We start from the raw sequence: 24940 nt of genomic DNA on the forward strand, positions 1-24940 counted from the left end.
TGATTATTAATTGTTTAGACTAATGCCCAACATAATTCTATGTCAGACATAAACGCGGCACAAGATGCCGGTCTTCGAAATGCCGAACGGTGACGTGCTGCATGTCAATTACAACAGGGACAGGGACTCGCTGGATGTGGGGACGATGACCAACGCGGGCATGACCGTGAAGCATCATTACCCTTATGACCACAACATGACACTGGATGCCAATCTCCAGGGCGTGAATGAGCAACTGAACGACCTGGAAGAATACAGGGAGGAACAGCAGGAGGCCGAATATAGCGGTGGAATGCGACGATGAAGGAAAAGGATTTGGGGCTGGTGTGAATGCCAGCCCCTTGTCATTGTTCGCTATGTCGGAAATATTCTTTCCAGTTTTCTTCATCTACTGTCAATTTTCCCATTTCCCAATCATATTCCACTTCCGGCATGTTGGAGTAAGGGAAATGCACGGTGTAGCCGATTTGGCCATAGGAACAGTGCAATGGTGTAACGCAAATCTCCTGACCGAAATAAGTCTGAGGCGTACAGTATCTCCGCCAGTTAAAACGTCCGGCAGCTATATTACGGCAAAGCAATTTAAGAACCGTTGTGCTTTTCCTGCCTTGAAAATCTTTTCTGCAAGTCTTCATGTTACTATTTTACTTATTTACTATTTTACTATTTTACTACTTTACTAAAATACTAATGTGCTACTTCGTAGTATATTTCAGGGGCACTTGACACATTGTAAATATAACCGCCACAACGCACAAGCAGGGCGTCCCGTCCATAATAGGTTTTTTTCATTCCACTGATGCTTCCTGACTTGTGAAAATTGGGGAAACTGCTGATGCCAACTTTTTTTGCATCCTGACTATGGAGTGTTTTTGTCTTCATTGTAATACTTTCAATTGCTGTACTTCATTAAATGAGTTGGGTGAAACCACCCGCATGGTAGCGGGTGGCTATACGACATATACCGTCAGAAGTGATAATCAATGACGCCTCCGACATAGAGCAAAGTGCCGGGTTCAAGAGAGCTGACAAACAGCATGAACTCAAAGGATGGCTCGGCAAATGACTGGCATCCGTCTCCATTCAGATAAAAATGATAGCCGGTATCCAGCGGATTATCTATTGCCTGCTTGAGGTAATATGTAGAACTCCACTCAAACATATTTTCGACAGTAATGGCGTCCGCTTTCTTCCGGATTTCTGCAACATACTTCTCTTTCCATTGTTCCATGCCATCACCTGTATAACGTATCGTGTCTTCCGATACAAGTTCGAACATTCCTTTCGGCAGGATGGAATTGACTAAATTGGTTATCTCTTCCTTGCGCTCTTCATCGCTGATGTCGGCACAATAATCGTAAAAACTGTTGTCGCCCTGATTGAGGGTGTCTTCGTTCAGATAGTTTTCCTTGTCTATCTGTGTTGTTGAAATTTGAAAAACTCTGCTGTGCATAATTCTGAATTTTAAGTTGTTGTTTTTATTTCCCTTTTCTTGAGCCTTTAGACTCGCCGAAAGGTTGATTTTTACGTGCGAGAATCACGGCGGAAATAAGAATGGGAACAAGGAACAGAGGATGAATTTTTATGAAATACCGCAATCTGTGATTCCGGAAAGTTTCGGAAAAATTCGACGATGTAGCATCAGCGGTACTTGGGAAGCCATTCATCCGCCGTACATTTGCTGAGTAAAAAACAAGATGACGCGAGTTTGGGCCAATAGAAAAAACCAACGGTTATAGGTGATAAAAAAGTAGTGGTTATGTAAAAGGAGGGAAATATAAAAGGCGGCATGGATGGCCAGGAATTTCGGCCGCACGAATACAACAAGGATTATATGCCAGTATCGGCAAATTTTTAGTTATGGATACAAATAAAATGGTGAATGATCCGCCGTTATATGGAAACTCTTGAAAAAATGAGGTGGTAACGAAAGCAACTGGTCTGGATGAACGGCAGCTTGCTGGAGCAATTGGTTGGTTGGCTCGTGAGGACAAGATCATTTTTAATGCTCCTCATGACGGAAAACTGGCTAATCTGAGCTTGATGTTGAATCTTTATATTGGATAAAGATTAGTTAATAAAAAAGAAGCCCCCGGCACTGCCGAAGGCTTCTTTTTTCACTTTTCAATAACCGCAGATACAACTGTTATACTTCGGTTATCTCCCGTTTCGGGCGGAATTTTTCCCGCCCGACAGTTTACTGTTTCTTCAATGTTGGCAATGCTCCGGTGAGTTCGTACTGCCACTCTGAACCTGCACTCTGCAAGGCGTCGTTCATGGCATCCTTGGCTCCTGACCAGTTGCTGTCCGTCACCATCGTGGTTCCGCCGGTGCCTACCTGGTCTTCACCGATGCCTTGTTCCTGACCGTTGCCTCCCCAGTAGCAGGCGGTGATGATACCGCCATACGGCATGAGGCCCTTGTAGTTCCGTCCCGCCACGCCGCCTGTGGCTCCGTCCGAGCCTTTGACAGTCCCTTTGGCATGGTAGCAGGCAGTCAGGGTGCCTAAATCGTTGCTTCCCGTTACGCCGCCTGTATAGACGGTGCCGCTTCCGCTACCGGTCACGCTGCCCCAGGCATAGCAGGCTTTGAGGGTGCAGGATGAGCCGTTGCTTCCCACCACACCGCCGGCAAAATAGGTGTCTGTACCGTCATTTTCAACGGTCACGTCGCCTGTAGCGTAGCAGCCGGTCAGGGAGGCACCACTATTCGTTACACCTGCCATGCCGCCTGCCCGCTGCGTTCCCTTCACTGTGGCCGAGGAGCTGCATCCAGTGATGGAACCGCCCACTTGGTAGCCCACCACACCGCCTACGTCGCTAATGCCGCTGACGCTGACGCTACCCGACACCGAGCAGTATTCAATGTTGCCATAGCTATATCCTGCCACGCCGCCGACGCTGCCCAAACTGTTATCGCTTGTTATCTGTACGCCCTCCAGCACCACGTTCTTCACCGTGCCGCCGGAGCCGATCCTTCCGAACAGACCCGCATATTGGTCACTTCCCGTCACGGTCAGCCCCGTGATGGTCTTGCCGTTGCCGTCAAAGATGCCGGTGTATGCGTTATTGTAGTTTGTGCCTATCGGCGTCCACTCCATATCTGTGAGATTGATGTTTTCAGTCAAAGTAATGTTGATACCGAGATTACCGTTGTTGGCTATGTCTGCCACAGCCTTCAATCCCTCGGCAGTAGTCACGATGTAGTTGCCCTGTCCGTCGTCGGTATATCCCTTGTCCTTATCCAGCGTGATGTCATAGAACTTGCCCGCCTCGGGAGTGATGGCAGCGGAGAGGTTGCGCTCCTCGGTGCCGTTTGCCCGCAGTTTCGTGATTTCGTAGCCGGGCACCACGTTCGCCTCCCAGCAGGTGATGGCGTTGCCGTTTTCGGTATATTCGCATTTCATCATCTCTATCCAGTCTTCTTGCGAGCCTTGCACTACCTCACCTTTTTCATAAGTACACCGTGTGTAGGTATAGAGCTGGAGGGAGGTTACTTCGTCGAGTGCATCGCCGATGGGCGTGACGCGCACCTTGGCCAGCTGGTGGGTGAAGGTCAGCGTGACGGGTGTCTGGTAGTCTCCCGTGCCCGAGCCGCTCAGCAGATAGGCAAGACTTTGGCTTTGGTCGCCGAGGTCGAGGGTGCCGTCCGTGGCGGGGTACCAGGCGCTGACGGTGCGATTGGGTGTCGTGTTCGTCCAGTAGAGGGGTGCGTCGGAGGTGGCTGTGCCGTCGTCCTGCACGGTGTAGGTGGCAGTCTCTGTGCCGTCGTCTATCTGCACGGCGAACGGGTCGCCCGCGTCGAACACGCTGCCCGTGCCGTCCACGGTCTCGCTGACGCGCGTCTGCGGTGCGCCCCAGGGCTGCGCCTCGCCGCCCTCCACGCCGAGGGTGATGCGGGCTATCTCCAGCGGGTATTGTCCTTCGGGCAGACGGTCGCCGTCCGCCAGTTCGTCCTTCGTGCAGGCAGTCGTGGCAAGTAGCAGTGCGGCTGCAGCAAGAAGCAGATGGATGGAATGTCTTTTCTTCATATCGGGTTGTCTTTTATTTGTTTTCGTTTTGTGCTGCCGCCGCCTGCGAAGACGGCCGTCGCACCATAGTGTCTATGGGCAGCTCCGGCTTGACGCTTGCGCCGGGGCAGCGGTATGTAGGGCTTACAACTCTGCACTTGCATCGTTCGAATCTCCGGATTCCCACGGGTTAATTGTGGGGTCGCTCACCTCGATGTCCTTATTGTTGAGCGTTATGTTGTAGGTGTATGCATAGCCTGCTGTGTAGAAATTGGCTGTGGGTGTAGCAGGCAGTTTCAGTTGGGCGTTGTAGCTCTGTCCGTTGTAAGACACTTTAAGGTTAAGAGAGGAGTTCACTTCCTGTGGGAGAATGATGACTTGCGAAGTGGTGGCACCGCCCAGCTGCATGGTAATCGGCGATTCGGCGGCTGCGGTTACAGCAGTTGTTCCGGTAGCCGTGTCGAATGTGCCTTCGTGCTTCAGCCCCTCCAACGTGTAGCCGGCAGGTTCCGTTTCGTTGAAACTGAGACCATCGCCTGCCTTGAAGGTGAACTTGATGAGACTCATGCAGTGGTGGAACGTATGGTCGCCGGTGAAGCTCACCGTCGGGTTGTGGGTGTTGCCCGTGGCTCCCGAGGCAAAGAGGAAGTCGATGCCCGTGCCCTGCTTGTCGGCTGCGGTGCTGACGGTCACCGTTCCGCCGTCAGACTGATACGGATAGTAGGCATGGAAGGTATGCGTTTCGGTGTCATTGAAATAGATGGTCGTACCGTCGGTCACGAACTTACCGTTCTCTCTCTTGTAGGGCACGTTGGTGAAGCCTGCGCCGGTGACGCCGATGCGGTCGCCGTCGGTCCAGTCGGTTCCTTCCGAATTGACGCGGGTAGCGGGCGTAATGTCGGCGATAAACTGGGCGGCTACCGGGCCGTCATTCAGGTTCTCGTTGTCGTTGTTACAGGCGGCAAGTGTCAATGCCAGCGCTGCGAAAGCAAAAAATCTTGTCTTCATTATATTTATAGTCTTTAATTGTTAAATTGCATAGTTACCGTTACATTTCCGCACTGGCATCACCACCTTCTACCGTTTCCCAGCCGGTAATTTCGCCCTTGCCTTCTTCCATGCCGACGGGGGTTTCCAGTGTTCCGGTCACACGGTAGGCGGTGGTCATATCGCCGTTAAAGTCCGCAAGGGCTTCCGTCAGGTCGACTTCCGTGCGCTGTGTGCGTCCGCCATCGGTAAAGACGATGTCCAGCACCAGCGTCTGCACGGCTCCCATGGTTCCTAACAGGCGGGCGTCGGCCGTGAGCTTGCTGCCGTCACGGGTGAAGGAGAAGACCGTGGAGGTCGGTTCGCCGATGGTCTGTCCCTTCTCCATGTCAAAAACTCCTGCTATGCCGCTGAGGGTAGCGGTCACGCTCTGTATCAGTTCGGGGCGTCCCTGCGTCACTTCCAGTTCCAGTTGCAGGTCACGTACACGCTGCTGCGGAACAGGGTTGACACGCAGCGTGTCGTCAGCTGTTACGGTTATCTCCTGACTGACGGTCTTCAGATAGCCCGGCAGGGGGATTACGGATGCACCGTCCGCACGGCTCTTGCCATCAGGGGCATTGACCCGTGCCATTCGTCCGTCGAAAGTGAAACCTTCCGCACGGTTATAGATTACCATACTGTGTGTTCCCGGATTGAGCAGGTCGGGATTGGTGAATGGCGAACCTGTAATGTCGGCCATCTTCCCGTCCATATCGAGTACATAGTTATCGTCTGCCGACAGTCCCGTCAGGCTGATGGTGACAGCTCCCTTGTCGGGGTGCGGCGTGTCATAAAGCGTGTCCTTCACGCAGGAAGAGAGCAGCACGGCGGCTGCCATTCCCATCATATTTATATATTGTCTTGCTTTCATATTCAATTCCTCCGAGTTAGAATAACTTCCATACCAATGTCACACCGGCATTGATGGGGCCCCACCAGTCCTTTGTCTCGTTGCCGCGGCGTACTCGCACACCGTCGATGACTTCATATTTCTCATAGTCGGCATTCAGGTAGCCCAGACCGAGGTTGAAATCAAGATCTAATGCCTTGTTCAGCCGCAGCTGGTAGCCGGCAGTGATGCCGCCACCCATCAGGTCGCCCTGCTTGCCCGTATCGGAGAGCTTGTAGTTGAACTGTCCGGCCTTGAACATAGCACCCAGATACCAGGCTTTCTTCTCGCCCATGTAGTAACGCACTTCCGGAGCCACTTCCCAGAGTGCATAGCGGCGGTCTTTGTCGCTCCAGCTCCATGAAGTCCACGAGCCGTTTACGGCAATGCCCCACGACGGACAGATGCGCCATTCAAGTCCTAAATCGGGTGTCAGGGTAGCCCAGCGCAGCAGGTTGGCACGCAGGGAGAGATGATAATCATTTGTGATTTTGGTTTCCGACGGCGTGTCGGCAAGTGTGTTTTGTTGAGCGGCTTTCTCAGCTTCTGCCTTTTCAGCGGCAAGTCGGGCTTCTTCCGCCTTGCGCTGCTCTTCGGCAAGCCGTTCCTGTTCGGCACGTTTTTCCGTAGCCAGACGCTCGGCTTCAGCTTTGCGCTGTGCCTCTGCTTCCACATCTGATACGGTTGTTTCTTCAGCCGGCACCGTCAGGCGCACGGTCACGAAATCGCCCTCTGCCGGATGGTTGCGGGTGATGAAACTTTCTTCCTTGATTCCCGCACGTGTAATCAATTCTGATTTCACACGGTTCGAGCGAATTTTGGCTATCGCGAGGTTTTCTTTTTCGCCATTCAAGGAATTGCAGTAGCCATCGACATAAAGCGGCAGCTTGCCGTCAAGAATGTCCGCCTTGTTGCTTTCAATGCACTCCAGCAGACGGGCAAGTTCCATGTCATTGCCGTTCCAGGGAACATAGAACATGTCCTTCTGCGGCACGAAGCGGAAGGTGTAGGTCGTGTCTGCTTTCTGCTGCGCCATTGCCGGAAGCAACAGCAGTGTCAACAGTGCGGTCGTAATCCATTTTTTCAATTCAGTCATATTTTTATCAGTTATATTATTTCATCCTCAAAATTATGCCGTCTCCAATACCGCAGATACCCTCTGCGCTCGTGCTCGTCACCTTTGATTGCAGGGTGAAAGCGGAACAGATAACGCAACACCGTGTTCACTGACAGCAGAACGGCAAAAACAATGGTACATATAGAGGGGTTCCACCATAAAGCCCCCTCGGACAAGACAGCAAGAGGCGGAAAAGCCAGCAGACCGAGGCTTTCGGGATACATTTCCTTTATTCCTATCGGGTCACTGTATTCATTGTCTCCACGAAGCCGGAATACCCGGATATAATCATATATGAGGAACAGACAACAGAGCAGACAGAAGACCATACTCACCCCACGATAAACAGGTAATGTCATCACATTTGTAAGGTAAAGGGCAAATGTGGTTGCAGCTGCCAGAAGAATCGTATATACCTTTCCATAGCTGAATGATGTAATCCTGTCGGCATAGCAGAAACCGTCGCCGTAGTCCTTCCTCCAGAAAAGCACCTGGCAGGAGGCATATGCAGGGTAAAGAACTGCAAGGGCGGCAAACCATCTCTCTGCCGGTACGTCGTCGGGCAGATCCGGAGTCAGGATGAAAAGCATCGCCAGTATCCCGATTACCATAACGGAAACGGAAAAAAGCAGATTGATGTTGCGTGCCGGATAGTCGTACTCATAAGGACGCTCAAGGTATCTGCAGTCGGGCTGCATCCACCAGGGCAGCCATGAAGTATTGCCGTAGCTCAGCCTGTACGGGAAGGATGTGATGCCCGCAGCAATCAGCGTGCAGGCGGCTATCAGGATATGGATTGTTTCTGTATTCATACATCATTCAGTTTGAAGGTGGATAAAAAGAGGACATACGAATACGGAAAAGGGCGGAAAACTCCTGAAAAAAGAGTTTCCGTCCTTGCGTATCTTTTTGAAAATAAGTAAATTAACGCGCGAGGAATGCCGGTCAGAATGTGTGTGTTTACACGAATTTCACACATTTCCAAATTTGCGACAGACTTTTTTAATACATCGTACAGATGTTTCTCGAAGCTGAAAATGGCCTTATGAAACAGTGATGGCACGGAAAAAATCTCCGCCTGACAAGGCGAAGCACCGTTTGAACAAGAAATATTTGTTATATACGGGTGGCATATATCTGTGCTTTTATCACCATTCATACATCATAGATAAGACATTTTTCAAATTACAATAGCGAAAATACAAATATTATTTCATTCGGCAATAAATTGATTGATATTATTTTGCAAAACTTTGTACACAATTCAAAAACCTTTCTTGCCATATGTGTACCATGAAGTTCGGAAGTTATTTATCACGAAGAAAAATATAATAGGCAGCATGGGATGGCCCGGCGATTCCAAGCACACAAAAATGATGGGAGTTATATGCCGGTTATCGTTTCAGCAAATCTGTTTTTCTGATGACGTTTCCAATTTTCGACAGCAATATGTTTGGAAGAATTTGCATAACAATATTCGCACAAATGAGGACAGGTGTTGTATTCTCCAATATCTTTAGACGTTGCACATCCGCATATTCTTCGCTGTCCAGTATCCTTGAACCGTTAGCATAGCGGTACTTGGCGACCGTCCGTCGCTGTACCTTCGCATATAAAATCTCTCCGACAAGAAAGTGCCGGCAGGTAGGAAATCATATATTTCTTACAAGAGGAATAACCTGGCCGAATATAAAGGGTATGCAGCTCCAGCGCAGTTTTGTAAAACAGGCGGTCTATAAAAGTATAGAAAAGACTCCCGAACAAATAATGCTCGGGAATCATTTGCTGATGTCGGATTGAATTAGTTTACTATTTGAAATTCATGCAGGTAGCAGAAGGCATCTTCGCTCTTGCTTTGCCAGCGTTCGTCAAGTGCCTTGACATCCTCTGCTGACTTTATCGGCTCTCCGCATTTTTCTTCAAGCCAAGCGAACGCATCTTCTTGGGTCTCGAAATATTCACTGAGATACTCTTCCTCTGGGGAACATGCGTCCAAGAAGAACCTGTCACTGAAATATGTACCAAATTCATCGTTTGTTTCATATACTTCCATGCCTGGCTCTTCCGCCTGAAAGTAATAGCGAAGATTGGGGAACGCTTCCCTCACAAGGTCAAATGTCTCACTGCATGGGGCCCACGCTGTTTCTGTGGAAAACTTCAATACATCACCGTCCATTTCAAGTCCGTTCCAAGAGCCACGGCAACGTACATCGTTCCAATCCTTACCCAAAGCATCCACGAGACATCCCAGCCAAGTAGTCCCAAATCCGTTTTCTACTGAAGGTGTCTTACGTTCTTCCAGTCCTTTCATCAACTCATACAGTTGCTTCACTTCTTTTGCGTCGCCATCTATCACATACGCAGTACTGCACCAATTCGGCATAATCGTAATAATTTAATTGTTGAACATTGTTTTTGTTTTCCCTCTTATCGAAGCTCTTCCGGCTTCTTGTAGGGGAATGATTTTTATGCAGGACAGACAGCGAGCATAGGACGAACAAGACAAGTAAACAGTGACAGGATAAAGCGGAATACCCAAATCTTCGATTTGTGGAAGGCTGCCGTGAAGATCCGGGAGCCGTTAGCACAGCGGTACTTGGCGACCGTCCGTCGCTGTACCTTTGCATATGAAATCTCTCCGGCAAGGAAAGCCGGTGATGAGAGAGAATATCAATTTATTGAATATAGAAATGGGTATAAAAATGGCATTATCATGCTATTCATGATATAACAGAACGCGTTCTGACAAAAGAATGATATATTTCAATATCTTTGCCAACGTATTGTATTATATAAATGTATTGTAATATGGAAAATTCATTTGCTCAGATCAGCGAATTGTTCGCTCAGTTTTCAGAGAATGCCAAACTTCAGATTGAAAAAGGCAATAAGGCAGCAGGAATGCGTGCCCGTAAAGCGTCACTTGAACTTGAAAAGCTTCTGAAACAGTTCAGAAAAGAATCACTGGAAGCCTCCAAATGATTCCTTTCGGAATACGTACATACCAGGTATCAAGTAAAAAGCCTCTGCGCTTCACAGCGGAGAGGCTTTTGGTTAATAATAGATTCTCTATGGCTAAAACAGTTCAACTTTCGTGTGTCTGTTGGCTTCGGTCGGCAGATGGTCGGCAATTCCACCTCTGCTGATTTTTGTGATCCTTTCTGCAGGAATGCCGCGCTGTTTCAGTTCCGAAACGATAAAGTCCGCTCTTGACTGGCTCAATGAATCATTGATGCCGGATGTCCCTGTAGAACTGTCCGCAGCCCCGGTAACTCTTACATGCAAGTCATATTTCTTTGCGACCCTTGCCAATTCATCCAGATTGAGTTTCTGTGAAACATCTGTCAGGCGGGCCGTGTTAAGAGTGAAAAAGAAATATACAGGAGCTCCGATACAGCTATCCGAGACATGATTCACAACCATGGGATTGTGCCCTTCAGCCGTTATGAATTTATTCGATACCAGGGAATCCGGATTCTGTTTGTCCTTGTTGTTATTGTTGTTATGAATGAATGCCGTATCGAGAGGAGATATTCCGTCCCAATGTCTGTGTTTCAGTCTTGCACGCAATGAGTTCAACCCACTATAATTGTTTACAGGATATCTTTGTTGTCCATTCTTCTCATCTTCCAGCAAGTGCCCGTAGGTATCAAGCAGACCTTCGATTTCCAGAATCTTCTTCAGTTCAGCAAGCGTTCGTTTGTCGCGGTCATGTTGTCCGGCATAGCGGCTGTTCTTCTCGGACAAGGCACGGGAATAATCGATGAGCTGTTCATTCCTGTGGATGTAATGCGTGACATCAGCAGCTCGTTTCCAACCTATTTTCCCGAGATGGAAGGTGAATCCGGCTGTCAGTGATACCATATGATCACCCAGGCGGTTTGTTCGGCCATAGCCATCAAATTTTTGTGAGGTTGTTGTCCCCGAGAACTCCAGTACTGCACTTACCCGTTTTGAAATCCGATATTGTCCCTGAATACCGTATGAGAAGGCGAAAGGAGAAGTCTTGTTGGAGGAATTGTGTATCAGTCCGACTCCGACAAATGGGGCAAGTCCCCAGCGTGTCTGCTCCTGTCCGGAATACCGATAACCAAGCAGGTTCCATAGCAGGTCTGCATGGACGCTATGGTAATTTTTCGTGGATAACCCGGCATCTTTGAATTGCAAACCGCTGTAATGTATGCGGGCGCCAACGGCAGGAGTAAACCATTTTCCGACGGCAAGGTTGTACGAGGGTTTCACACGTCCGAACAGATCTTCGCAGCCAAGAGGCGTTCCGAGAAAAGCGGTTGCACCTCCGGTGACACTGACAAACCAATTGCCACTCCCGGTTCTTGGCACTACCACACCGTCAAGATAGACCGGCTGGAGGGGTTGGAACAGTTCTGTGGCATCATGGAAGAACTCATGTTGTACAGTATCTCTTTCTGTATATCGTGAATTTGCCTGTACCTGCACGGAGCAGAGAACGGCAAAGATAAGAATGATTTGTTTTGTCATATTCAAATGATTTTTATTTGTTATAACTTTGATTATAATACATTTCTGCCATTTATCGTTTGGCTTTTTTGCCACTGGAAGGACGCATCATGCGACTTGCCATCTTCATGCACCGGAGAGCCCAGGCACGGTTGTCCTCGTCTTCATCACGTCCCCACTTGAGGTCATTTCCGCCACCTCCGCCGCCATGTGTTTCGGCAAATGTTGTGGCATCATCGACCATTCCAAGAAACAGCATTGTCGCACAGCGCATGACTTCCGTCCCCCGTTCCGCCACGGAACACAGGAGCGTGTCATCGAACTGTTGCCGTTCGGAAGGCTTCATCTGTGCCGACATTTCCCGCCACTCATTGACCATATTCTCCAACATGGCATCCTTGAGCAGACTGTCCACTTTGGAATGTACATCACGCGAGTATTTGTATGCTTCTTCCTTCAGTTCTTCTGTCCGCTCCTGAATGGCATCCATATTTTCCTTGAGCTCGGAAAGTTGTCGGTCAGCGGTCTGTAGCTTCTCCTGTTTGTCTGCCAATTTATTCTGGATAGCGGCCAGCTCATTTTCGAGCTTTTCTTTCTCGGCAGATAAAGTCTGTGCATCACCTTTCCGGGCTTCCATATCATTTTTGAGTGCCGACAATTGGGCTTCTTTTTCGGCCTGCTCCTTTTTCAAGTTTTCCACCATTGAAGTCAAGCCCTTGACCCTGCGCTCTGCCATCCGGATGTCCGAATGGAGAGAGGAAAGGACTTGCTGATGGCGGCTGATATTCTCTTCTATTGTAGAGCATTCCTCTGACAGCATACGACGGTATTCTTCTGTACTGCGATGCTTCTTTCCCGTTTCGGAAACACTTGAGCCTCTGGACATGCCCCATTTGCTATTGACTTCTGCATAAAAGTCCGTATGAAGCTGTTTCATGCGCCCGCTGAATTCATATTTGTCCTTACCGGCAAATATCTCCTTGTACGCAAACTTCCCATCTTTGATTGGCAGCAAAGTACAATGCACATGTGGATTCAACTCATCCAGATGTACAATGAATGCGGCAATATTCTGTTCACCATATCTGCCGCAGACAAATGAATAGACATCCTTTGCCCAACGTTCAATCTCACTCTTCCTTTTTATGTGTCTATTGTCCGCACCTTTTTCAAAATCGACTTCCTGCTTGCCAAATGCGAGTTCCTGCATCCGTGTGCGAGAGCCCCCAAAAATGATATTTACGACTGTACGGAATCTCGGTTCTTCCAAACCTTCATTGGGATCCTTTATGCCTCGTTTATGCAACAGTTCAGCCATTCGCTCAGGAATGCTCCGGCCTTTGTCGATAGGACGGATCTTACCTCCTGATACGACTTCAAAATTCAGGTGTTCACGTGTCGTGTCATAATTACCAAGGTCAGTAGCCCTTTTCCAACCTTTCTCTGTCCAATTGCGCATATGTTCATTACTCTGAGCCACTGTTATCCCTTTGGATACATGTACGTCAAGTACCTGTTTTGCATTTGCCATATTGTTTCCGTGTTGTTTTGTACAATCCATCATGTCCCAGCTTGCTGCTTGTTCGGACATGCCTCCCTGCGACGTTAGTCGGCAGGGGTATTAGGCTACCCACTCCCTCTGTTTCGTGGCATGTGGGCAAGCCCACTTGCCTCATAAAACTGGAAGGATGTCAGGACTGAGATAGGGATGGATTGTTCCTGGTTATACAATTCATTTTCGTTTCCCGGTTCAGTCCGACAATGTCTGGGCTTTTGCCGCAAGCGATAAAAAGGGAATACGGAACGATTTAAGGAGTTCTTTGTTCCTGTCCATATCAACACCTGCGCCGGATGTTTCGGGATTAAATACAAGCTCCGCAAGCTCTTTGGCGGTCTCGATAAACGCGCCCCATTCACCGCCGAGGTCAAGGGTGAAGAACTGCGACAGTTGTGAACTGTTATCGAATCTTGACTTACGCAACACACGCTGGAGAGCGGCATTGGCAATACACTCTAATATTGTTTCCCTTAGTTTTTCTTCCTGTCTGACGACTTCTGCCGATACCGTATCGGTGCCGTTGCCGGAAGCCTGAGAATTATCTTTACCGGCAATGGCGGCTAATGCCTGGCAAAGAGCCTGACCACATGAATGACCGGCATCCTCCGATGTCTTCTTGCCGATGACCCATTCGGACAATATACTGCCGATTCGTGTGGCAAAGTCCGGCTCATCCTGCTCAGTTCCGGCTGTTGCATTTTTTCCAGACTGCACGGTCATGGTGATAATGACGCTTTTATTAAGTTTTGTGCGTTCAAGTAGCCCGAAAGATTCCAGAGCATCCAGAAAGGTTCGGACAGTGGCACGATGCCAATGCCAGAATTCTGCAAGATCGGAGATTGTCACATGACATTGGTTGGGAAGAAGTTTTCGCTCCAATTTTCTTACAAATGGAGAAACAAAACCTGCCATTGATCTGTCCAGCAAGTCCCAATACGCTTCCGTCTTCGTTTTACGGTCTCCGGCTTTCTCCTTCAGGAAATCGAACACCTTGACATCTGCCAATATAAAGGTCGTATTCTCTTGACTATTTTCCATTTTACTTTGTTTTAATGATTATTACAGTGCGGAGTTTCTGAAATGCTGCCTTTGTCCGCTTCAAAGACACCATCGCGTGATGATTATCGTGTTTCTTTTCGGATATCGTTTCAGGATGCGTTGTCGTTCCTTCAGCCTTTTCTTCATCATCGCATTCGGCTGTGACCGGAGCAGAGGGATAGAACAGGGCTGCCAAAAGAATATAGTACGCAGTTACGGTAGTAGTGTACAGATACGGTTCAAAGCAGCTGACCAATGTTATAGCACTGATGCCGGCAAACAGACCCATGGAATCATGCAAACGGCTCAGACACCTGTCCGCCAGCTTGAACGAGAACATAGCGGCACAGATAACGGTTGATACCAGGATGCCGAATTCACCAGCATGTCCACTTGCATAGACATAGTGGAAAAGCAGTAGCAGGAACAGAATCACCCGTGTATAAAGTTTGCGGGCTCTGATGTTTTGTTTCATGGAAGCGTGAAACTTTGCCATAAACCGGTATGGCTTTTTGTACAATATCAATGACAGTACAAGAGGGGTCACGCAAAAGATGAGTTGCAATATTTTCAGTAACATAAGTAATATGGTTTTTCGGGTACGTGTATAGGTGTTGCTCTGAGTTCCAAGTGGACAATATCATAAGTTGCCAAGCGGATAATGGTTTCGGCATCCACGGCCGTGAGGTTCATTGCAGCTTTTTTGATTCGCTGCTTGAATGACCGGTCCTGTTTGCGATAGATAGCCAAAGCTTTGTTCAGTTCATGTTCAGGGATGGCCCATGTGGTACCTTCGAGGTATGTTCCGTTTGTCTTGAACGCCCGCAGGACCAAAGTTCGGGAGACAAGGTAGTCCGTCCTGTCACTTCTTGAGATGATATGTTCTTTATAGAGGTTGTCGTCTGCGACCTCTATCCATGTTCGGTGGGCATTGATCCAATAGACCATCTGCCTGTATAATGTATTTCTCATGATGATGTTGTTTTTATAAAAAGTCAATAAGTATGTCCTCCTTGTTCTTCTGGTATTTCAGCTTTCCGCTTTTAGAATGGAGTTGCAAGTCAAGGCAGAGATCCCCGTACATTTGTTCAAGTGAATCATATATGGTTACAAGGACGGTATGGACCTTGCCATCGGAATCAGTCTTAGCGTTCACCTTGAACATTTGGCCGAAAGATGGATTGGAGTAAGCGCATGTACTATGGCCGAACGGTTCGTCTTGCATAGGAATGTGATGATAAAGCACAATCAGTTCCATATCATCCTCCAGCATATCCATCACTTCTTCCAGGTCATAAGGATCATGCAATGGAAAAGTCAGCAGGACATAGTCCCCGTAAAACTGCGGCTCCTCCATAGTGGTTACATCGAGCAGCTGTGGCAACTGAAGGGGGACAAACGTCATAAAGTCTTTCAGAAAGTGTCGTAGCATATTCATTTGATTTTATGTTTATAGCGTGTGAATGTAAATCTCCATAAGCATTCCGGGTAATTCATCCAGGCGGTTGTCTCCCGAGTTCAAGATTCGGCACAAAGTCTCAAATATGGCCGGAGTCTGTACGGCAAACCGTTCAAGCTGTTCCTGGTCTTTGGAAGAAAGCATCGACAGGTGGAAACTGTCCATAGAAACGTATGGGCGCATAAGCATCCAGATATATGCGTAGGCTTGTGCTTTTGTTTGGACCTTTTGATTATGAATGTCATTGATGCAGGTTCCGGTATTAAGTATCAGTCTGCGATTGGTTCGCATGGCCAGGTAAACGAGGGCATCCTGGTGAGGTATCTCTTTACGTTCGGCGGCAAACAAAATCTGCAAACAGCATTTTTCCGTATCACGCGTTATATCGGAAATGTCTTCATCACCAATGCTGCACAGATATGGCAAGAACGCCCGAAAAATAGCATCCTCTTTTCCGATGAACTCTGTCATGTCATCTGTCCCGTGTATGCCATTTCGGAGAGTGTTGGCCAGCAAAGTACGATAATCCGAAATGATTTGCTTCCTGTCTCCCTTATGGATTGGGCGTTTATCTAATGACTCAAAGAATGGACGGATCTTTTCCACGGTCCGGATTAATCCATTGTCTTTGTCATTAGATGAAAGTTTTCTTTTCAATAGGAATAACTCCTGATAGGAACGTGGCCTTGACAAAGCCAGACGCGAGAACTCCAGGCGTAGGGAATCATGTATGCCTTCGCATGTCTTACGAAGGTCTTGACCATGGATCCCAACCGTGTCCTGCCGGACATGGTTAAAAACGGAATCTCTTATGGCTTGCCATTGGCAAAGGTTTTCTGACAGCTCTTCAAATGAAATAGATTTCATCTTCCTTACTTCGAGCAGATAATTTCTGTATGTACCGGCAGGATCGCTTTCGGACTGTTCAGTCAATCCGCCATTACATGATGTGAACATGCATACCGTGATTGAAGCGGCAGCTATCATGTGTAAAAAACTTGATGCTTTAAGGTTCGTTTTTTGAATTTTCATACTATATGTTTTCGTACTATTTCACGCAAAACTATATATAATTTTCTATACTTAATACCATTGGAACTGTATTTTGTGTATTTTTCAATATCGTACTTAATAGTATGATTATCAATGAAAACAAGTGAAAGGAAAAAGGACGAAAAAATAAATAGTTCGATTTTTATAATGGTTTGATTTGGCCACTCAAATAAAACTTGTATATTTGCACTTGTTATCATTTGTATTGGATATTGACATGGCAAAAGTTGGTTATATATTTAAGGCAAATTCGTATGATGAATATGATGCGGACAAGGAATGGATGTGCCAGTACGGTTGTGTACAAGTGATAGAGGAATCAGTCCAGCACGAGACGCTCAGACCTCGCTGGAAACAGCTCATGACAAATCTTGAGAGAGGGGACGAACTGGTTGTCTCGAAATTCAGTAACGCCGTGCGCGGTTTGAGGGAGTTGGCCGCATTGATAGAGTTATGCCGGATCAAAGTGGTCCGCATTATTTCCATCCATGACAAGATTGACTCCCGTGGTGAATTGTTTCCGGACACGACGGCGGCGGAGGTGCTGACCATGTTCGGATCTCTTCCGGAAGAAGTGGCTGTATTACGCAAGTCATCTGACCGGGTGATACGCCTGCAACAGAGTATCAGTGTACCGGTGAAGACGAGCAAAATGTTGAGCAAGACCGAGCGGGATAAAATAGCTGTGGACATGTACAACAACGGGTATTCAGTCAATGAAATCATGGCGCATTGCAATGTCAAGAGCAAAAGTACTGTGTACCAAATTTTAGGCAAGTACAATGTGGCACTCAGCAGGAAACCTGGCCGCGTACCTGGAAATAGGAAATAGGAAGTCAAGGCAACCGATGCCATATTAGTGACGGATTTGCCTGTCAGTTTAAGTATATTTAGGGAAGCCTCTGACCCTTATTGGAAATTTGTAACGCTAAATATAAAAAAGGATATGGGAGAAATTATAGTCGTAGTATTGGTACTTTATGTCTTTTGCAAAATCGTGAAGGGCATATTTGGCGGATTCAGCAAAAGCTGCTTCCGTCATGATAAATAATCATTGCTGCCAACTGTTCACGCAAGGGAACAGTAAAAAAGGAAAACTAAAAGAGGAAAACTGCGTCATGAATAGCATCCTCGTTATATCAATATAAGCCCCCCCAAAGGTTTTGCTTGACTTTTAGGGGGCTTGGTGTCATTTATTCATTTCCTTTTTGTATTCCAAAATCTTGTCCATTGTCAGCCACTGCGGCTTTTCTCCTTCCTTGAAGCTGTCGTGCAACTTTATCATTAAATCGATTTGCCGTTCTTCATCACCTGCCCACAGGCGTTTGGGGTCTCTGCCTCCGTAATCCAAATAATACTCACAATCTGACTGCATCCTGGCTAACAGCATATATCTGAACCGTGCGTCTCGTTGCAATATATCATCAGCCGTTGTCCTTCCTGCTGTGCTTGGCTTGTTATTCGTGTTCATACTCAATTTACATTAACTTGTTATACAATCAGTCCGTTACGTCATAATAATAGCTTAACTCTTCGTCCTTCAGATTCTCAACCGCATACTGGTCTGCCTGTCTCCAGAGTGCATCATACAACGCCGCCACATTCGGTTTCGTTTTATAGTGCTGCCATATCTTGTGATTCAATACCAACACCAATTCCGTAAGGTACTTGCAGTTGCCTTTCCACTCTTCAAAGGCACGGTTGAAAGTGTCCTGAATAGCCGATAACCCGAAAATGTCGGCCGCTGAAAAATCTTCCCAAAAAGTAGTCTGTACGTTATACCCGTTCTCTGCCATAAATGCTCTGAATGTCATATCATTAAAATTTTTAGTTGTTTTTATTTCCCTCTGATACATCCTGTATCGGAAGGTTGATTATTTTTCTGCCCACAAGATTGGCGGTCTGTCAGGCAAGGAGGATGCGAAAAATACTCTTTCCGACATGTCGGAAAGGAAGATTTTTCAGCAGCAAGCATAAGCGTTCCTTGACAGGACAAACAACCGGCAATCAAACTTTGCAGAAGAAATAACCGGGCTTTCGAAATAGGCGTGTAGGGAATTTCAGGCATTGCAATAAAAGGGGAAAACGTGAAATACAAAAGGCTATATTACGGAAGGCTTCGAGCAAAACAAAAGCGGCCCGAAAGCCGCTTTGTCAGGAAAACAGGGATTACTTCTTGCCCTTTTTCGCTTCTTTTGCCGGTTTCGAAGGAACTTCTTCCTCCTTCTCGACAGCCGGATAGAATTTGACTGCAACCGTCACGATGCGGTTGTGCTGCACTCCATCTTTGTCAGTCCATTCTTCAGGCTTGAAGTAGCCTTCTACGGTCAGCAGCGTACCTTTGGTAAGCTGGTCAAACGACCCGGAATTTTCATTCTTGCGCCACGCTTCAATGTTCATGAAAGCGGATATGCGCTTGGTTTCTTCGCCGATCTTCTCCTGGCGGGCAACAGCCAGAGGGAAACGTGCAACACTTGTGTTAGTGAATTGATAAACCTCGGCGTCTTTTGCGACATAACCGGTTACTGCGAAATTGTTCTCGTACTTTTTCATTTCGATTGCTTTTTGAAGTTAATAAATCAGTTTTACGGTGCATAAAAAGTAGGTGCAGTAAAGGGATGCACCAAGGATAACGTATAAATACTCTTTATTTTGGGGTTCTCCCAAACCGGAGGCTTGATAAAGGAAGATTTGTACTGTTACGCCATTGGTCAAGACCATGGGTCGCGCCCGGCTGCATACTAACTTTGCAACGAAAAACGATATGGCGACTTCAATAGAAAGCAGTCACGAAAAAGAAGAGGAAAAACAATTGGCAACTGGTTAAAGGAATAATAAAGACGGACGGTGCTGTCAATGGGCACGAATTGGTTTCAACTCTCGGCTGGCATAGGAAGAAGAGCTTCTGGCGAGAAACAGCACCATGTCTCATGATTTGAAGCGGCAAGGATGATATGCCGTACTGGCAGTAAGCGTATAAGCTGCGGCGTGGGAAAGGCCGTAAGACGAAGAATTGGCAAAGGGGTGCTGGCGTATCGGTGTTGCAGCCTTTATCCGGCAAGAGAAATGAGGGAAAAGAAGGCAAAATGAAAAAAGGGCTGAAGCCCGATTGGGAGACAAAGCGGAACGGGCGCGTTATGCGAGTTTCAGCTTCTATTTTATAAAGGGATATGGCGCAGCCAAAAGAGAATATAAATGGATAATCCGGCAAAAATCATTGTCCGGCCAATGGCCATCTGCGTCTCAATGAAGTTTTGGATATAAAAGGTTATTGCGGTAAATGAAGTTACGGGCTGGAACTGAATATTCAACTCCAGTCCGTATAGTACAGAGGCTCCATGTCAGAATTGGATCATCATGATGCGGTGTGGAAAGATTTTGTTTTTGTCGCTCGGTTTTCGTTTGCATATCCAAAGATGGTGTGCCCCATAGCCGAACGTGAAATACTCGTCAAGCCGGGTCTCTTTCTTTAGACTCTCCATGCTTGTGCGAAGTTCGTTTTCGTCTTTTGAAAAAAGAAGCGTGTTAATAATTCTGAAATATAGATTTGTCACTTCGCTGCAGTAAGGGCAAAAAGGGTGTTCAATCGTTACGTTCATAATTGTCTTCGTTTAGTGCATTAGTCATGATAGATTCTTCTTCCTGGTTGAAAATCTCAATAGTCGAGTAACCATCGTTTTCTTCGGGAAACAAAAGCTCGGAAGTATCACGCAAAGCCTCACTTCTTCCATGAGAAAGACGGCTGTCAATGATATTCGAAACATCTTTGCAACGCCAGGACCGGACGATTGCCTCTGCTTCCTCATAACTGTTGGCTTCCACAGTGAAATAGTCTCTTTCCCAACTTTTGACTTTACAGTCTTGATAAAATTCAAATTTTCCCATAAGCCATGTATTCTAACGTACTACTTCAACTATATCCTCAATCCTGCCATACAGTATTGAGCGTAATGCGGTTTTGTCTATGGCATAATATTCTTGGATATGCCCGTATTGTTTGACGAAATACCGCTTGAGAACATCGGAAAAATCAAAATGATAACCGCTCAAGGCAATCCCCCGTTTGAAATAGGTGCTTTCGCTCACGTTGCGAGTAATCCAATTCTTGTCTTCTCTATTGAGTTTGCCGCCATTATTCAGATGTTCCCGCAACTTATACACTCGGCTGCCTTGTAATGTTGCCAGCTCCGGAACATCCCATTGAACGAATTTTGTTGCTATCTGTGCCATATTGCTTAATCATGAATAATAATTTCATCTCGGAATACTGAAATCTCTTTGCCGCTTTCAAGGCGGACAACTATGGTAGTGCCATAGTCGTCCACAATTACACCTTCCGTGTAGCCTTTATAAGCCGTGGATAAAGTACAGGATAAACCTATAATATCGCTTTCGTTATCAAATGTTCTGTTGCTCATCACTATTATATTTTTATTTCCCACTTGCCTTGAGAGAAGATTCTAAAACTCACATATTCATTTTCAAATTCATAAGTTAGAATTTTAATATAGACTTTATCTTTTGCTTCCAGTGAGGCAACCAATTGGTCCATTTCTTTTTCTGGATATTCCCACCGGGAAGGAAATTCTGCATCAACAGAATTACCATACTTGTTTGCATAACAACTGAAATTGTCATCCAAGAAAGCCTCTATCTTATTGAGGTCATTTTGGTTTTCCGTACTTGCGTAGAAAATGTTTGTCGCATAATTTGCCATATAATTCTATTTTAAGTTTTCTTTTTTTCCCTCATGTAGCATTTACTACTTCAGGCTTGATTAATTATGTCGCTTCATAAGGTGTCATGGCTCTTTATGCAAGGTTTCACGACCAAATACTACCGCTGCAAAGCAAGGTGGAGATTTTGTTGTGAACCTCAAGGATACCTTGCATACAAGAAAGACATGACAAATACCTTTGCGGCACAATTCATCAAATAGCCCGAAGTCGAATGCTTATAGGGACAAATATTTACTCGTAAACTTATAAAGGAATATATTGCAGCGAAAAGAGAAAGGATGGAGTCAAAGGGAGTCCACTTTCTGCGGTCTAAAAAGGGAGTGGCAGAGTGAGCAAAAACAGTTTAGTTTAGTCCATTAGCCTATATATATGCTAAACTAAAGTAAACTAAAAATAGACAAATATTTGATTGCTTGGATGATTATTTTTAACTTTGCACATATTGATACCGATCATTGAAAACAATACTTTTCTCTTTTCGCTGCGAATTCCTGGATATATGAAAAAACATATATTGAATCAGGATGAGAAAGCATAGTAATAGCTTGGATTGGTGCTTTGATTGCAAGCAAGTGAAAGGAATGAAAAGTAATGCAAACAAAAAAACGAGGATTTACCTAAAAAACCATTTTTGTTCCTGATTTGTTTCTTGTTTCAGAAACAAAATTCATAAACTACTCATTTACAAATGGTTAAATAGTTGTATATTAAATTTGACAGATCTGGATAATGCTCCGCTAAAAGAAAAAGTGCAGCAGTCTATCGGTAAGTTACTGACGGAGATAAATACGGCACAGGCGAATGATTCACAGCCTTATTTCTCGGGTTTAAACATATCCAAGGACGCTCAAAATACGATTATGATGTTGTGGGACAATACCCCGTTTCGATGTGGCGAGACGGAAGTCATAGAGCGTTGCCTAAAGAATGGCAAGGAATTTCAGGTTCGTAACATCCCGTTGTTCTTGACGATCAAGGATGACAACTCTACTCAAGATAAATATCAAGAGGCCGTAATCGGTTTTGACCGCAACGGTATGATTACTGATTTCCATTTAGCGTTAGCGACAAACTTGTACACGAAAATCTTGAAAAGTAATCAGGCGGTATCAGATTTCCGTTATCGTCAAATGATCTTGGATTATGTAGAACAATTCCGTACGGCTTATAATACGAAAGATATCAATTTCTTGAACCAGATTTTTAGTGATGACGCATTGATCATAACGGGAAAAGTGGTTAAGGCAGTTCCCACGGATATGAATAAATTTATGCCTGATCCTAAGGTTATTTATACGAAACAGACAAAGAAAGAATACTTGACTAACCTTACAAATATATTTAAGACAAACAAACGAATCAATGTCATCTTTGATGATATCAATGTGATCCGCCATCCGGCTAAACCCAACTTCTATGGAGTGACCTTGAAGCAAGGCTATACATCGGATCGCTACAGCGACGTGGGTTACTTATTCTTATTATGGGATTTCACGAACGAGGATGCCCCAAAGATTCATGTTCGTACTTGGCAGCCGGAGATGCTGGATCAGTATACGAAGTTGCCGGAGGAGGAGATATTCCAAGTGGAGGATTTTGATATTTAAAAGTGCGTTGATTAATTTAAGATGATTAGTTATGAGAAAGATAAATCAAATATTTTTTCTTTTTGTGTCATTGTCTTGTCTGTGTTTAGTTTCATGTAAAGATGAGGAAAGTCCGCAATGGACGTCAATAGAAGGGACTTTTAGTGATCCTATACCTTCTAGAAAAGGGGCTGTGGTAGAAGGTATGATTAATGGTAGTATTGGTGGTAATGTTAGTGTTTTTGGTTTTTTATGTTCACTTTCTAAAGAGTTAATTCCCGATGATCCTGCGACTATGCCTTTTCCTATAAAAGATGAAAGTTTTTCTGTGGGAAAATCTTTTAAAAAGACATTAACGGATTTAGAGCCGGGCAAACAATACTATTATTGCATGTATGTCAGTAATGGAACAAATATGATGAAAACCCAAACTTCTTCTTTCACCACATTGACCACATCTAAGCCATTATTGGGTGAGATGAAAATACTTTCGGTAGGAGAATATAGTTTATCGGCTTCTTGCGGTATATTGGATAATGGAGGGTCTAATATTACTCAGTGTGGTTTCTTTTATAAAAAGCAAGAGGATGAGAAGTTTGAACCTAAATTAGTCTCTGTTGAATCTTTTCAAGTTACAATCGATAAATTATCTCCAGGTACTATGTATTATATTTATCCATTTGCGACAAATAAAGATGGAACTATAAATGGAGATACTCTTGAGTTTACAACTGAAGGATTTGAGGCTCCGGTGGTGCTCACGAATAAAGTAGGGACAGAGGCTTTAGGTTCTGATTGGGCTATATTGAGTGGCTCGTTGGAGAATAGTGGTTCTTCTGAAATTAAAGAGATGGGATTCTGTTATACGACTGTGGATAAGGATCCTGTAAAAGATGTGGATAAATTTGTACCTGTAAAAGATAAAAAAGATTTTACGTATAAATTGACAGGCTTAGTTGATAAAACTAAATATTATGTACGAGCTTATGCGAAAAATGGTTCAAAAGCAGCTTATGGTGAGAGAATTGAGTTTGTGACTAAAGAGTATATTAAGCCAATATGTGAAACTGTAGAGATTAGTAATGTGACAGACATTTCAGCGGATGTTCAATCAAAGGTTAAACAAGGAAGTGACAATATATTGAGAAAAGGTTTTTGTTATAGTAACTCAGGAGCTCCGGAACTTAAAAACGCAACAATCTTAGAAGTTACGGATATAGAGGGAGACTATTTGAAAGCAACAATAACAGGTCTATCTCCAAATAAGAAATATTTTGTACGGGCTTTTGTTGAGACAGGAAAGGAGGTGTCTTATGGTCCAATAGAAACATTAGAGACAAGTGCGGATCCTACTCCTGTTATAGGTGCGATAACATTTACGAACGTAGAGAAAACAAGTTTTGCCGCTCATGTTACGATTTCTAGTAGTGGATCTATCAAGAAACGTATGTTCTTATATAGTTCGACAAACCAATCTCCGAAATTAGATGGAGAGAATGTTAGTGTGCTTGAATTTAGTTCTGAAAGTGCAACAATCTCAGGTTTGAAGCCAAATACACAATATTATGTTTGTGTTTATGTCCTCGGAGAAAAGGATAAAGAGGTGTATAGCGCCATAGCAACAGTAAAGACAGTAACGATGGGATTGCCAGTTGTATCAGATGTGAATATAACGAGAGAAGGAAATGTCGCTACGGTGAGGGCTACTGTAACAAGTGAATCAGAAATAACGGAATGTGGGGTTTGTTATAGTACGGTTAATACTATTCCTAGCGTTATTGATTCGAAAATAAATACGGGTTTATCTGGTAATAGGTTAAATGGGCAGATCACAAATTTGAAGCAATCTACGATTTATTATATACGTATTTATGCGACAAGTGTAGCTGGTACGGTATATAGTGATGTTGTAAAAATGGATGTTGGTGATGGTTCTCCTAATATAAATGATAATGATAATCCTGATAAAAATTAAATTATATAA

Annotated in this window: 29 protein-coding genes and 2 pseudogenes; 6 read left to right on the forward strand and 25 right to left on the reverse strand. The window is 45.3% G+C overall.

Features of this window, described 5'->3' with window-relative positions:
* Positions 1-52: 52 nt before the first annotated feature.
* Positions 53-304 (forward strand): annotated as a pseudogene (locus tag DW033_RS10590) (DNA primase); the annotation flags it as partial.
* Positions 305-344: 40 nt separating this feature from the next.
* Here the strand turns inward: DW033_RS10590 and DW033_RS10595 are convergent.
* From DW033_RS10595 to DW033_RS10605, 3 genes are all read right to left on the reverse strand, one after another.
* A complete protein-coding gene (locus DW033_RS10595; RefSeq protein ID WP_005807198.1) occupies positions 345-635 on the reverse strand; it encodes a hypothetical protein in 291 nt (96 codons plus the stop codon).
* Positions 636-687: 52 nt separating this feature from the next.
* A complete protein-coding gene (locus DW033_RS24890) occupies positions 688-882 on the reverse strand; it encodes a hypothetical protein (RefSeq protein ID WP_005807199.1) in 195 nt (64 codons plus the stop codon).
* A gap of 85 nt (positions 883-967) precedes the next feature.
* Positions 968-1453, reverse strand: a complete 486-nt coding sequence (locus DW033_RS10605; RefSeq protein WP_005807200.1) for a hypothetical protein — start codon at positions 1451-1453, stop codon at positions 968-970.
* A gap of 467 nt (positions 1454-1920) precedes the next feature.
* Here DW033_RS10605 and DW033_RS10610 point away from each other — a divergent pair, with 467 nt between their 5' ends.
* On the forward strand, positions 1921-2067 hold the full coding sequence (locus DW033_RS10610) for a winged helix-turn-helix domain-containing protein (protein WP_085930924.1): 147 nt from the start codon (positions 1921-1923) through the stop codon (positions 2065-2067).
* A 130-nt stretch (positions 2068-2197) separates the two neighbouring features.
* On the opposite strand, the gene DW033_RS10615 is transcribed toward DW033_RS10610, so the two are convergent.
* The 7 genes and pseudogenes from DW033_RS10615 to DW033_RS10645 all read right to left on the reverse strand — a co-directional run bounded on the left by DW033_RS10615 (position 2198) and on the right by DW033_RS10645 (position 9427).
* Positions 2198-4030 (reverse strand): GLUG motif-containing protein, encoded by a 1833-nt coding sequence (locus DW033_RS10615; protein WP_005807201.1) that lies wholly within the window; start codon positions 4028-4030, stop codon positions 2198-2200.
* 123 nt (positions 4031-4153) lie between these two features.
* On the reverse strand, positions 4154-5017 hold the full coding sequence (locus DW033_RS10620; protein WP_005807202.1) for a fimbrillin family protein: 864 nt from the start codon (positions 5015-5017) through the stop codon (positions 4154-4156).
* A 40-nt stretch (positions 5018-5057) separates the two neighbouring features.
* Positions 5058-5909 (reverse strand): hypothetical protein, encoded by an 852-nt coding sequence (locus DW033_RS10625; RefSeq protein ID WP_229110506.1) that lies wholly within the window; start codon positions 5907-5909, stop codon positions 5058-5060.
* 16 nt (positions 5910-5925) lie between these two features.
* Positions 5926-7023 (reverse strand): DUF3575 domain-containing protein, encoded by a 1098-nt coding sequence (locus DW033_RS10630; RefSeq protein WP_005807204.1) that lies wholly within the window; start codon positions 7021-7023, stop codon positions 5926-5928.
* An 11-nt stretch (positions 7024-7034) separates the two neighbouring features.
* Positions 7035-7856: a hypothetical protein gene (locus tag DW033_RS10635; protein ID WP_005807205.1), complete on the reverse strand. Its 822-nt coding sequence runs from the start codon at positions 7854-7856 to the stop codon at positions 7035-7037.
* A 571-nt stretch (positions 7857-8427) separates the two neighbouring features.
* Positions 8428-8604: pseudogene (locus DW033_RS10640) on the reverse strand (DUF1848 family protein); the annotation flags it as partial.
* A 241-nt stretch (positions 8605-8845) separates the two neighbouring features.
* Positions 8846-9427 (reverse strand): hypothetical protein, encoded by a 582-nt coding sequence (locus tag DW033_RS10645; RefSeq protein ID WP_005807206.1) that lies wholly within the window; start codon positions 9425-9427, stop codon positions 8846-8848.
* A 425-nt stretch (positions 9428-9852) separates the two neighbouring features.
* Here DW033_RS10645 and DW033_RS10655 point away from each other — a divergent pair, with 425 nt between their 5' ends.
* Positions 9853-10026, forward strand: coding sequence for a histone H1 (locus DW033_RS10655; protein WP_005807207.1), 174 nt, complete (start codon positions 9853-9855; stop codon positions 10024-10026).
* Positions 10027-10119: 93 nt separating this feature from the next.
* Here the strand turns inward: DW033_RS10655 and DW033_RS10660 are convergent, their stop codons facing one another.
* The 7 genes from DW033_RS10660 to DW033_RS10690 form a co-directional block, all read right to left on the reverse strand.
* Entirely contained in the window at positions 10120-11544 is a 1425-nt protein-coding gene (locus tag DW033_RS10660; protein ID WP_005807208.1) for an OmpA family protein, read from the reverse strand.
* A 52-nt stretch (positions 11545-11596) separates the two neighbouring features.
* Complete coding sequence (mobV, locus tag DW033_RS10665; RefSeq protein ID WP_005815987.1) at positions 11597-13054, reverse strand: MobV family relaxase; 1458 nt, start codon at positions 13052-13054, stop codon at positions 11597-11599.
* Between the two features lie 219 nt (positions 13055-13273).
* Positions 13274-14119, reverse strand: coding sequence for a hypothetical protein (locus tag DW033_RS10670; protein ID WP_005815985.1), 846 nt, complete (start codon positions 14117-14119; stop codon positions 13274-13276).
* A gap of 1 nt (position 14120) precedes the next feature.
* Complete coding sequence (locus DW033_RS10675) at positions 14121-14615, reverse strand: hypothetical protein (protein ID WP_225678910.1); 495 nt, start codon at positions 14613-14615, stop codon at positions 14121-14123.
* Positions 14616-14689: 74 nt separating this feature from the next.
* Complete coding sequence (locus DW033_RS10680; protein WP_005807212.1) at positions 14690-15091, reverse strand: hypothetical protein; 402 nt, start codon at positions 15089-15091, stop codon at positions 14690-14692.
* A 13-nt stretch (positions 15092-15104) separates the two neighbouring features.
* Complete coding sequence (locus DW033_RS10685) at positions 15105-15551, reverse strand: hypothetical protein (protein ID WP_005815981.1); 447 nt, start codon at positions 15549-15551, stop codon at positions 15105-15107.
* An 18-nt stretch (positions 15552-15569) separates the two neighbouring features.
* On the reverse strand, positions 15570-16610 hold the full coding sequence (locus DW033_RS10690) for a hypothetical protein (RefSeq protein WP_005807214.1): 1041 nt from the start codon (positions 16608-16610) through the stop codon (positions 15570-15572).
* A 238-nt stretch (positions 16611-16848) separates the two neighbouring features.
* On the opposite strand from DW033_RS10690, the gene DW033_RS10700 reads away from it, so the two are divergent.
* Entirely contained in the window at positions 16849-17463 is a 615-nt protein-coding gene (locus tag DW033_RS10700) for a recombinase family protein (protein ID WP_008781633.1), read from the forward strand.
* Positions 17464-17820: 357 nt separating this feature from the next.
* Here the strand turns inward: DW033_RS10700 and DW033_RS10705 are convergent, their stop codons facing one another.
* The 8 genes from DW033_RS10705 to DW033_RS10740 form a co-directional block, all read right to left on the reverse strand.
* Positions 17821-18102 (reverse strand): LPD11 domain-containing protein, encoded by a 282-nt coding sequence (locus DW033_RS10705; protein WP_005807216.1) that lies wholly within the window; start codon positions 18100-18102, stop codon positions 17821-17823.
* A 28-nt stretch (positions 18103-18130) separates the two neighbouring features.
* Positions 18131-18445, reverse strand: coding sequence for a hypothetical protein (locus tag DW033_RS10710; RefSeq protein ID WP_005807217.1), 315 nt, complete (start codon positions 18443-18445; stop codon positions 18131-18133).
* A gap of 355 nt (positions 18446-18800) precedes the next feature.
* A complete protein-coding gene (locus DW033_RS10715) occupies positions 18801-19184 on the reverse strand; it encodes a single-stranded DNA-binding protein (protein WP_005807219.1) in 384 nt (127 codons plus the stop codon).
* Between the two features lie 788 nt (positions 19185-19972).
* Positions 19973-20230 (reverse strand): hypothetical protein, encoded by a 258-nt coding sequence (locus tag DW033_RS10720; protein ID WP_005807221.1) that lies wholly within the window; start codon positions 20228-20230, stop codon positions 19973-19975.
* A complete protein-coding gene (locus tag DW033_RS10725) occupies positions 20214-20516 on the reverse strand; it encodes a hypothetical protein (protein ID WP_005807223.1) in 303 nt (100 codons plus the stop codon). Before DW033_RS10725 ends, DW033_RS10720 begins: the two co-directional genes overlap by 17 nt.
* A gap of 12 nt (positions 20517-20528) precedes the next feature.
* Complete coding sequence (locus DW033_RS10730; RefSeq protein WP_005807225.1) at positions 20529-20861, reverse strand: hypothetical protein; 333 nt, start codon at positions 20859-20861, stop codon at positions 20529-20531.
* A gap of 5 nt (positions 20862-20866) precedes the next feature.
* The gene (locus DW033_RS10735) at positions 20867-21049 is read right to left on the reverse strand and encodes a hypothetical protein (RefSeq protein WP_005807227.1); all 183 of its coding nucleotides are present in this window, start codon (positions 21047-21049) and stop codon (positions 20867-20869) included.
* 5 nt (positions 21050-21054) lie between these two features.
* The gene (locus DW033_RS10740) at positions 21055-21348 is read right to left on the reverse strand and encodes a hypothetical protein (RefSeq protein WP_005807229.1); all 294 of its coding nucleotides are present in this window, start codon (positions 21346-21348) and stop codon (positions 21055-21057) included.
* A 735-nt stretch (positions 21349-22083) separates the two neighbouring features.
* Between DW033_RS10740 and DW033_RS10745 the strand changes: the two genes are divergently transcribed.
* Together DW033_RS10745 and DW033_RS10750 are read left to right on the forward strand one after the other, a co-directional pair.
* Positions 22084-22977 carry a nuclear transport factor 2 family protein gene (locus tag DW033_RS10745; RefSeq protein WP_233554192.1) on the forward strand — a complete coding sequence of 298 codons (894 nt, stop codon included), beginning with the start codon at positions 22084-22086 and terminating at the stop codon, positions 22975-22977.
* A 31-nt stretch (positions 22978-23008) separates the two neighbouring features.
* Entirely contained in the window at positions 23009-24931 is a 1923-nt protein-coding gene (locus tag DW033_RS10750) for a hypothetical protein (RefSeq protein ID WP_122382737.1), read from the forward strand.
* Positions 24932-24940 lie beyond the last annotated feature (9 nt).

Source organism: Parabacteroides sp. AF39-10AC, assembly GCF_003635405.1.
In the GTDB taxonomy this organism is placed as follows: domain Bacteria; phylum Bacteroidota; class Bacteroidia; order Bacteroidales; family Tannerellaceae; genus Parabacteroides; species Parabacteroides distasonis.

Bases quoted from the DNA above. Each gene is read 5' to 3' on its own strand.
- DW033_RS10595 (WP_005807198.1), bottom strand. From the start codon at position 635: ATGAAGACTTGCAGAAAAGATTTTCAAGGCAGGAAAAGCACAACGGTT.
- DW033_RS24890 (WP_005807199.1), bottom strand. From the start codon at position 882: ATGAAGACAAAAACACTCCATAGTCAGGATGCAAAAAAAGTTGGCATC.
- DW033_RS10605 (WP_005807200.1), bottom strand. From the start codon at position 1,453: ATGCACAGCAGAGTTTTTCAAATTTCAACAACACAGATAGACAAGGAA.
- DW033_RS10615 (WP_005807201.1), bottom strand. From the start codon at position 4,030: ATGAAGAAAAGACATTCCATCCATCTGCTTCTTGCTGCAGCCGCACTG.
- DW033_RS10620 (WP_005807202.1), bottom strand. From the start codon at position 5,017: ATGAAGACAAGATTTTTTGCTTTCGCAGCGCTGGCATTGACACTTGCC.
- DW033_RS10625 (WP_229110506.1), bottom strand. From the start codon at position 5,909: ATGAAAGCAAGACAATATATAAATATGATGGGAATGGCAGCCGCCGTG.
- DW033_RS10630 (WP_005807204.1), bottom strand. From the start codon at position 7,023: ATGACTGAATTGAAAAAATGGATTACGACCGCACTGTTGACACTGCTG.
- DW033_RS10635 (WP_005807205.1), bottom strand. From the start codon at position 7,856: ATGAATACAGAAACAATCCATATCCTGATAGCCGCCTGCACGCTGATT.
- DW033_RS10645 (WP_005807206.1), bottom strand. From the start codon at position 9,427: ATGCCGAATTGGTGCAGTACTGCGTATGTGATAGATGGCGACGCAAAA.
- DW033_RS10655 (WP_005807207.1), top strand. From the start codon at position 9,853: ATGGAAAATTCATTTGCTCAGATCAGCGAATTGTTCGCTCAGTTTTCA.
- DW033_RS10660 (WP_005807208.1), bottom strand. From the start codon at position 11,544: ATGACAAAACAAATCATTCTTATCTTTGCCGTTCTCTGCTCCGTGCAG.
- mobV (WP_005815987.1), bottom strand. From the start codon at position 13,054: ATGGCAAATGCAAAACAGGTACTTGACGTACATGTATCCAAAGGGATA.
- DW033_RS10670 (WP_005815985.1), bottom strand. From the start codon at position 14,119: ATGGAAAATAGTCAAGAGAATACGACCTTTATATTGGCAGATGTCAAG.
- DW033_RS10675 (WP_225678910.1), bottom strand. From the start codon at position 14,615: ATGGCAAAGTTTCACGCTTCCATGAAACAAAACATCAGAGCCCGCAAA.
- DW033_RS10680 (WP_005807212.1), bottom strand. From the start codon at position 15,091: ATGAGAAATACATTATACAGGCAGATGGTCTATTGGATCAATGCCCAC.
- DW033_RS10685 (WP_005815981.1), bottom strand. From the start codon at position 15,551: ATGCTACGACACTTTCTGAAAGACTTTATGACGTTTGTCCCCCTTCAG.
- DW033_RS10690 (WP_005807214.1), bottom strand. From the start codon at position 16,610: ATGAAAATTCAAAAAACGAACCTTAAAGCATCAAGTTTTTTACACATG.
- DW033_RS10700 (WP_008781633.1), top strand. From the start codon at position 16,849: ATGGCAAAAGTTGGTTATATATTTAAGGCAAATTCGTATGATGAATAT.
- DW033_RS10705 (WP_005807216.1), bottom strand. From the start codon at position 18,102: ATGAACACGAATAACAAGCCAAGCACAGCAGGAAGGACAACGGCTGAT.
- DW033_RS10710 (WP_005807217.1), bottom strand. From the start codon at position 18,445: ATGACATTCAGAGCATTTATGGCAGAGAACGGGTATAACGTACAGACT.
- DW033_RS10715 (WP_005807219.1), bottom strand. From the start codon at position 19,184: ATGAAAAAGTACGAGAACAATTTCGCAGTAACCGGTTATGTCGCAAAA.
- DW033_RS10720 (WP_005807221.1), bottom strand. From the start codon at position 20,230: ATGAACGTAACGATTGAACACCCTTTTTGCCCTTACTGCAGCGAAGTG.
- DW033_RS10725 (WP_005807223.1), bottom strand. From the start codon at position 20,516: ATGGGAAAATTTGAATTTTATCAAGACTGTAAAGTCAAAAGTTGGGAA.
- DW033_RS10730 (WP_005807225.1), bottom strand. From the start codon at position 20,861: ATGGCACAGATAGCAACAAAATTCGTTCAATGGGATGTTCCGGAGCTG.
- DW033_RS10735 (WP_005807227.1), bottom strand. From the start codon at position 21,049: ATGAGCAACAGAACATTTGATAACGAAAGCGATATTATAGGTTTATCC.
- DW033_RS10740 (WP_005807229.1), bottom strand. From the start codon at position 21,348: ATGGCAAATTATGCGACAAACATTTTCTACGCAAGTACGGAAAACCAA.
- DW033_RS10750 (WP_122382737.1), top strand. From the start codon at position 23,009: ATGAGAAAGATAAATCAAATATTTTTTCTTTTTGTGTCATTGTCTTGT.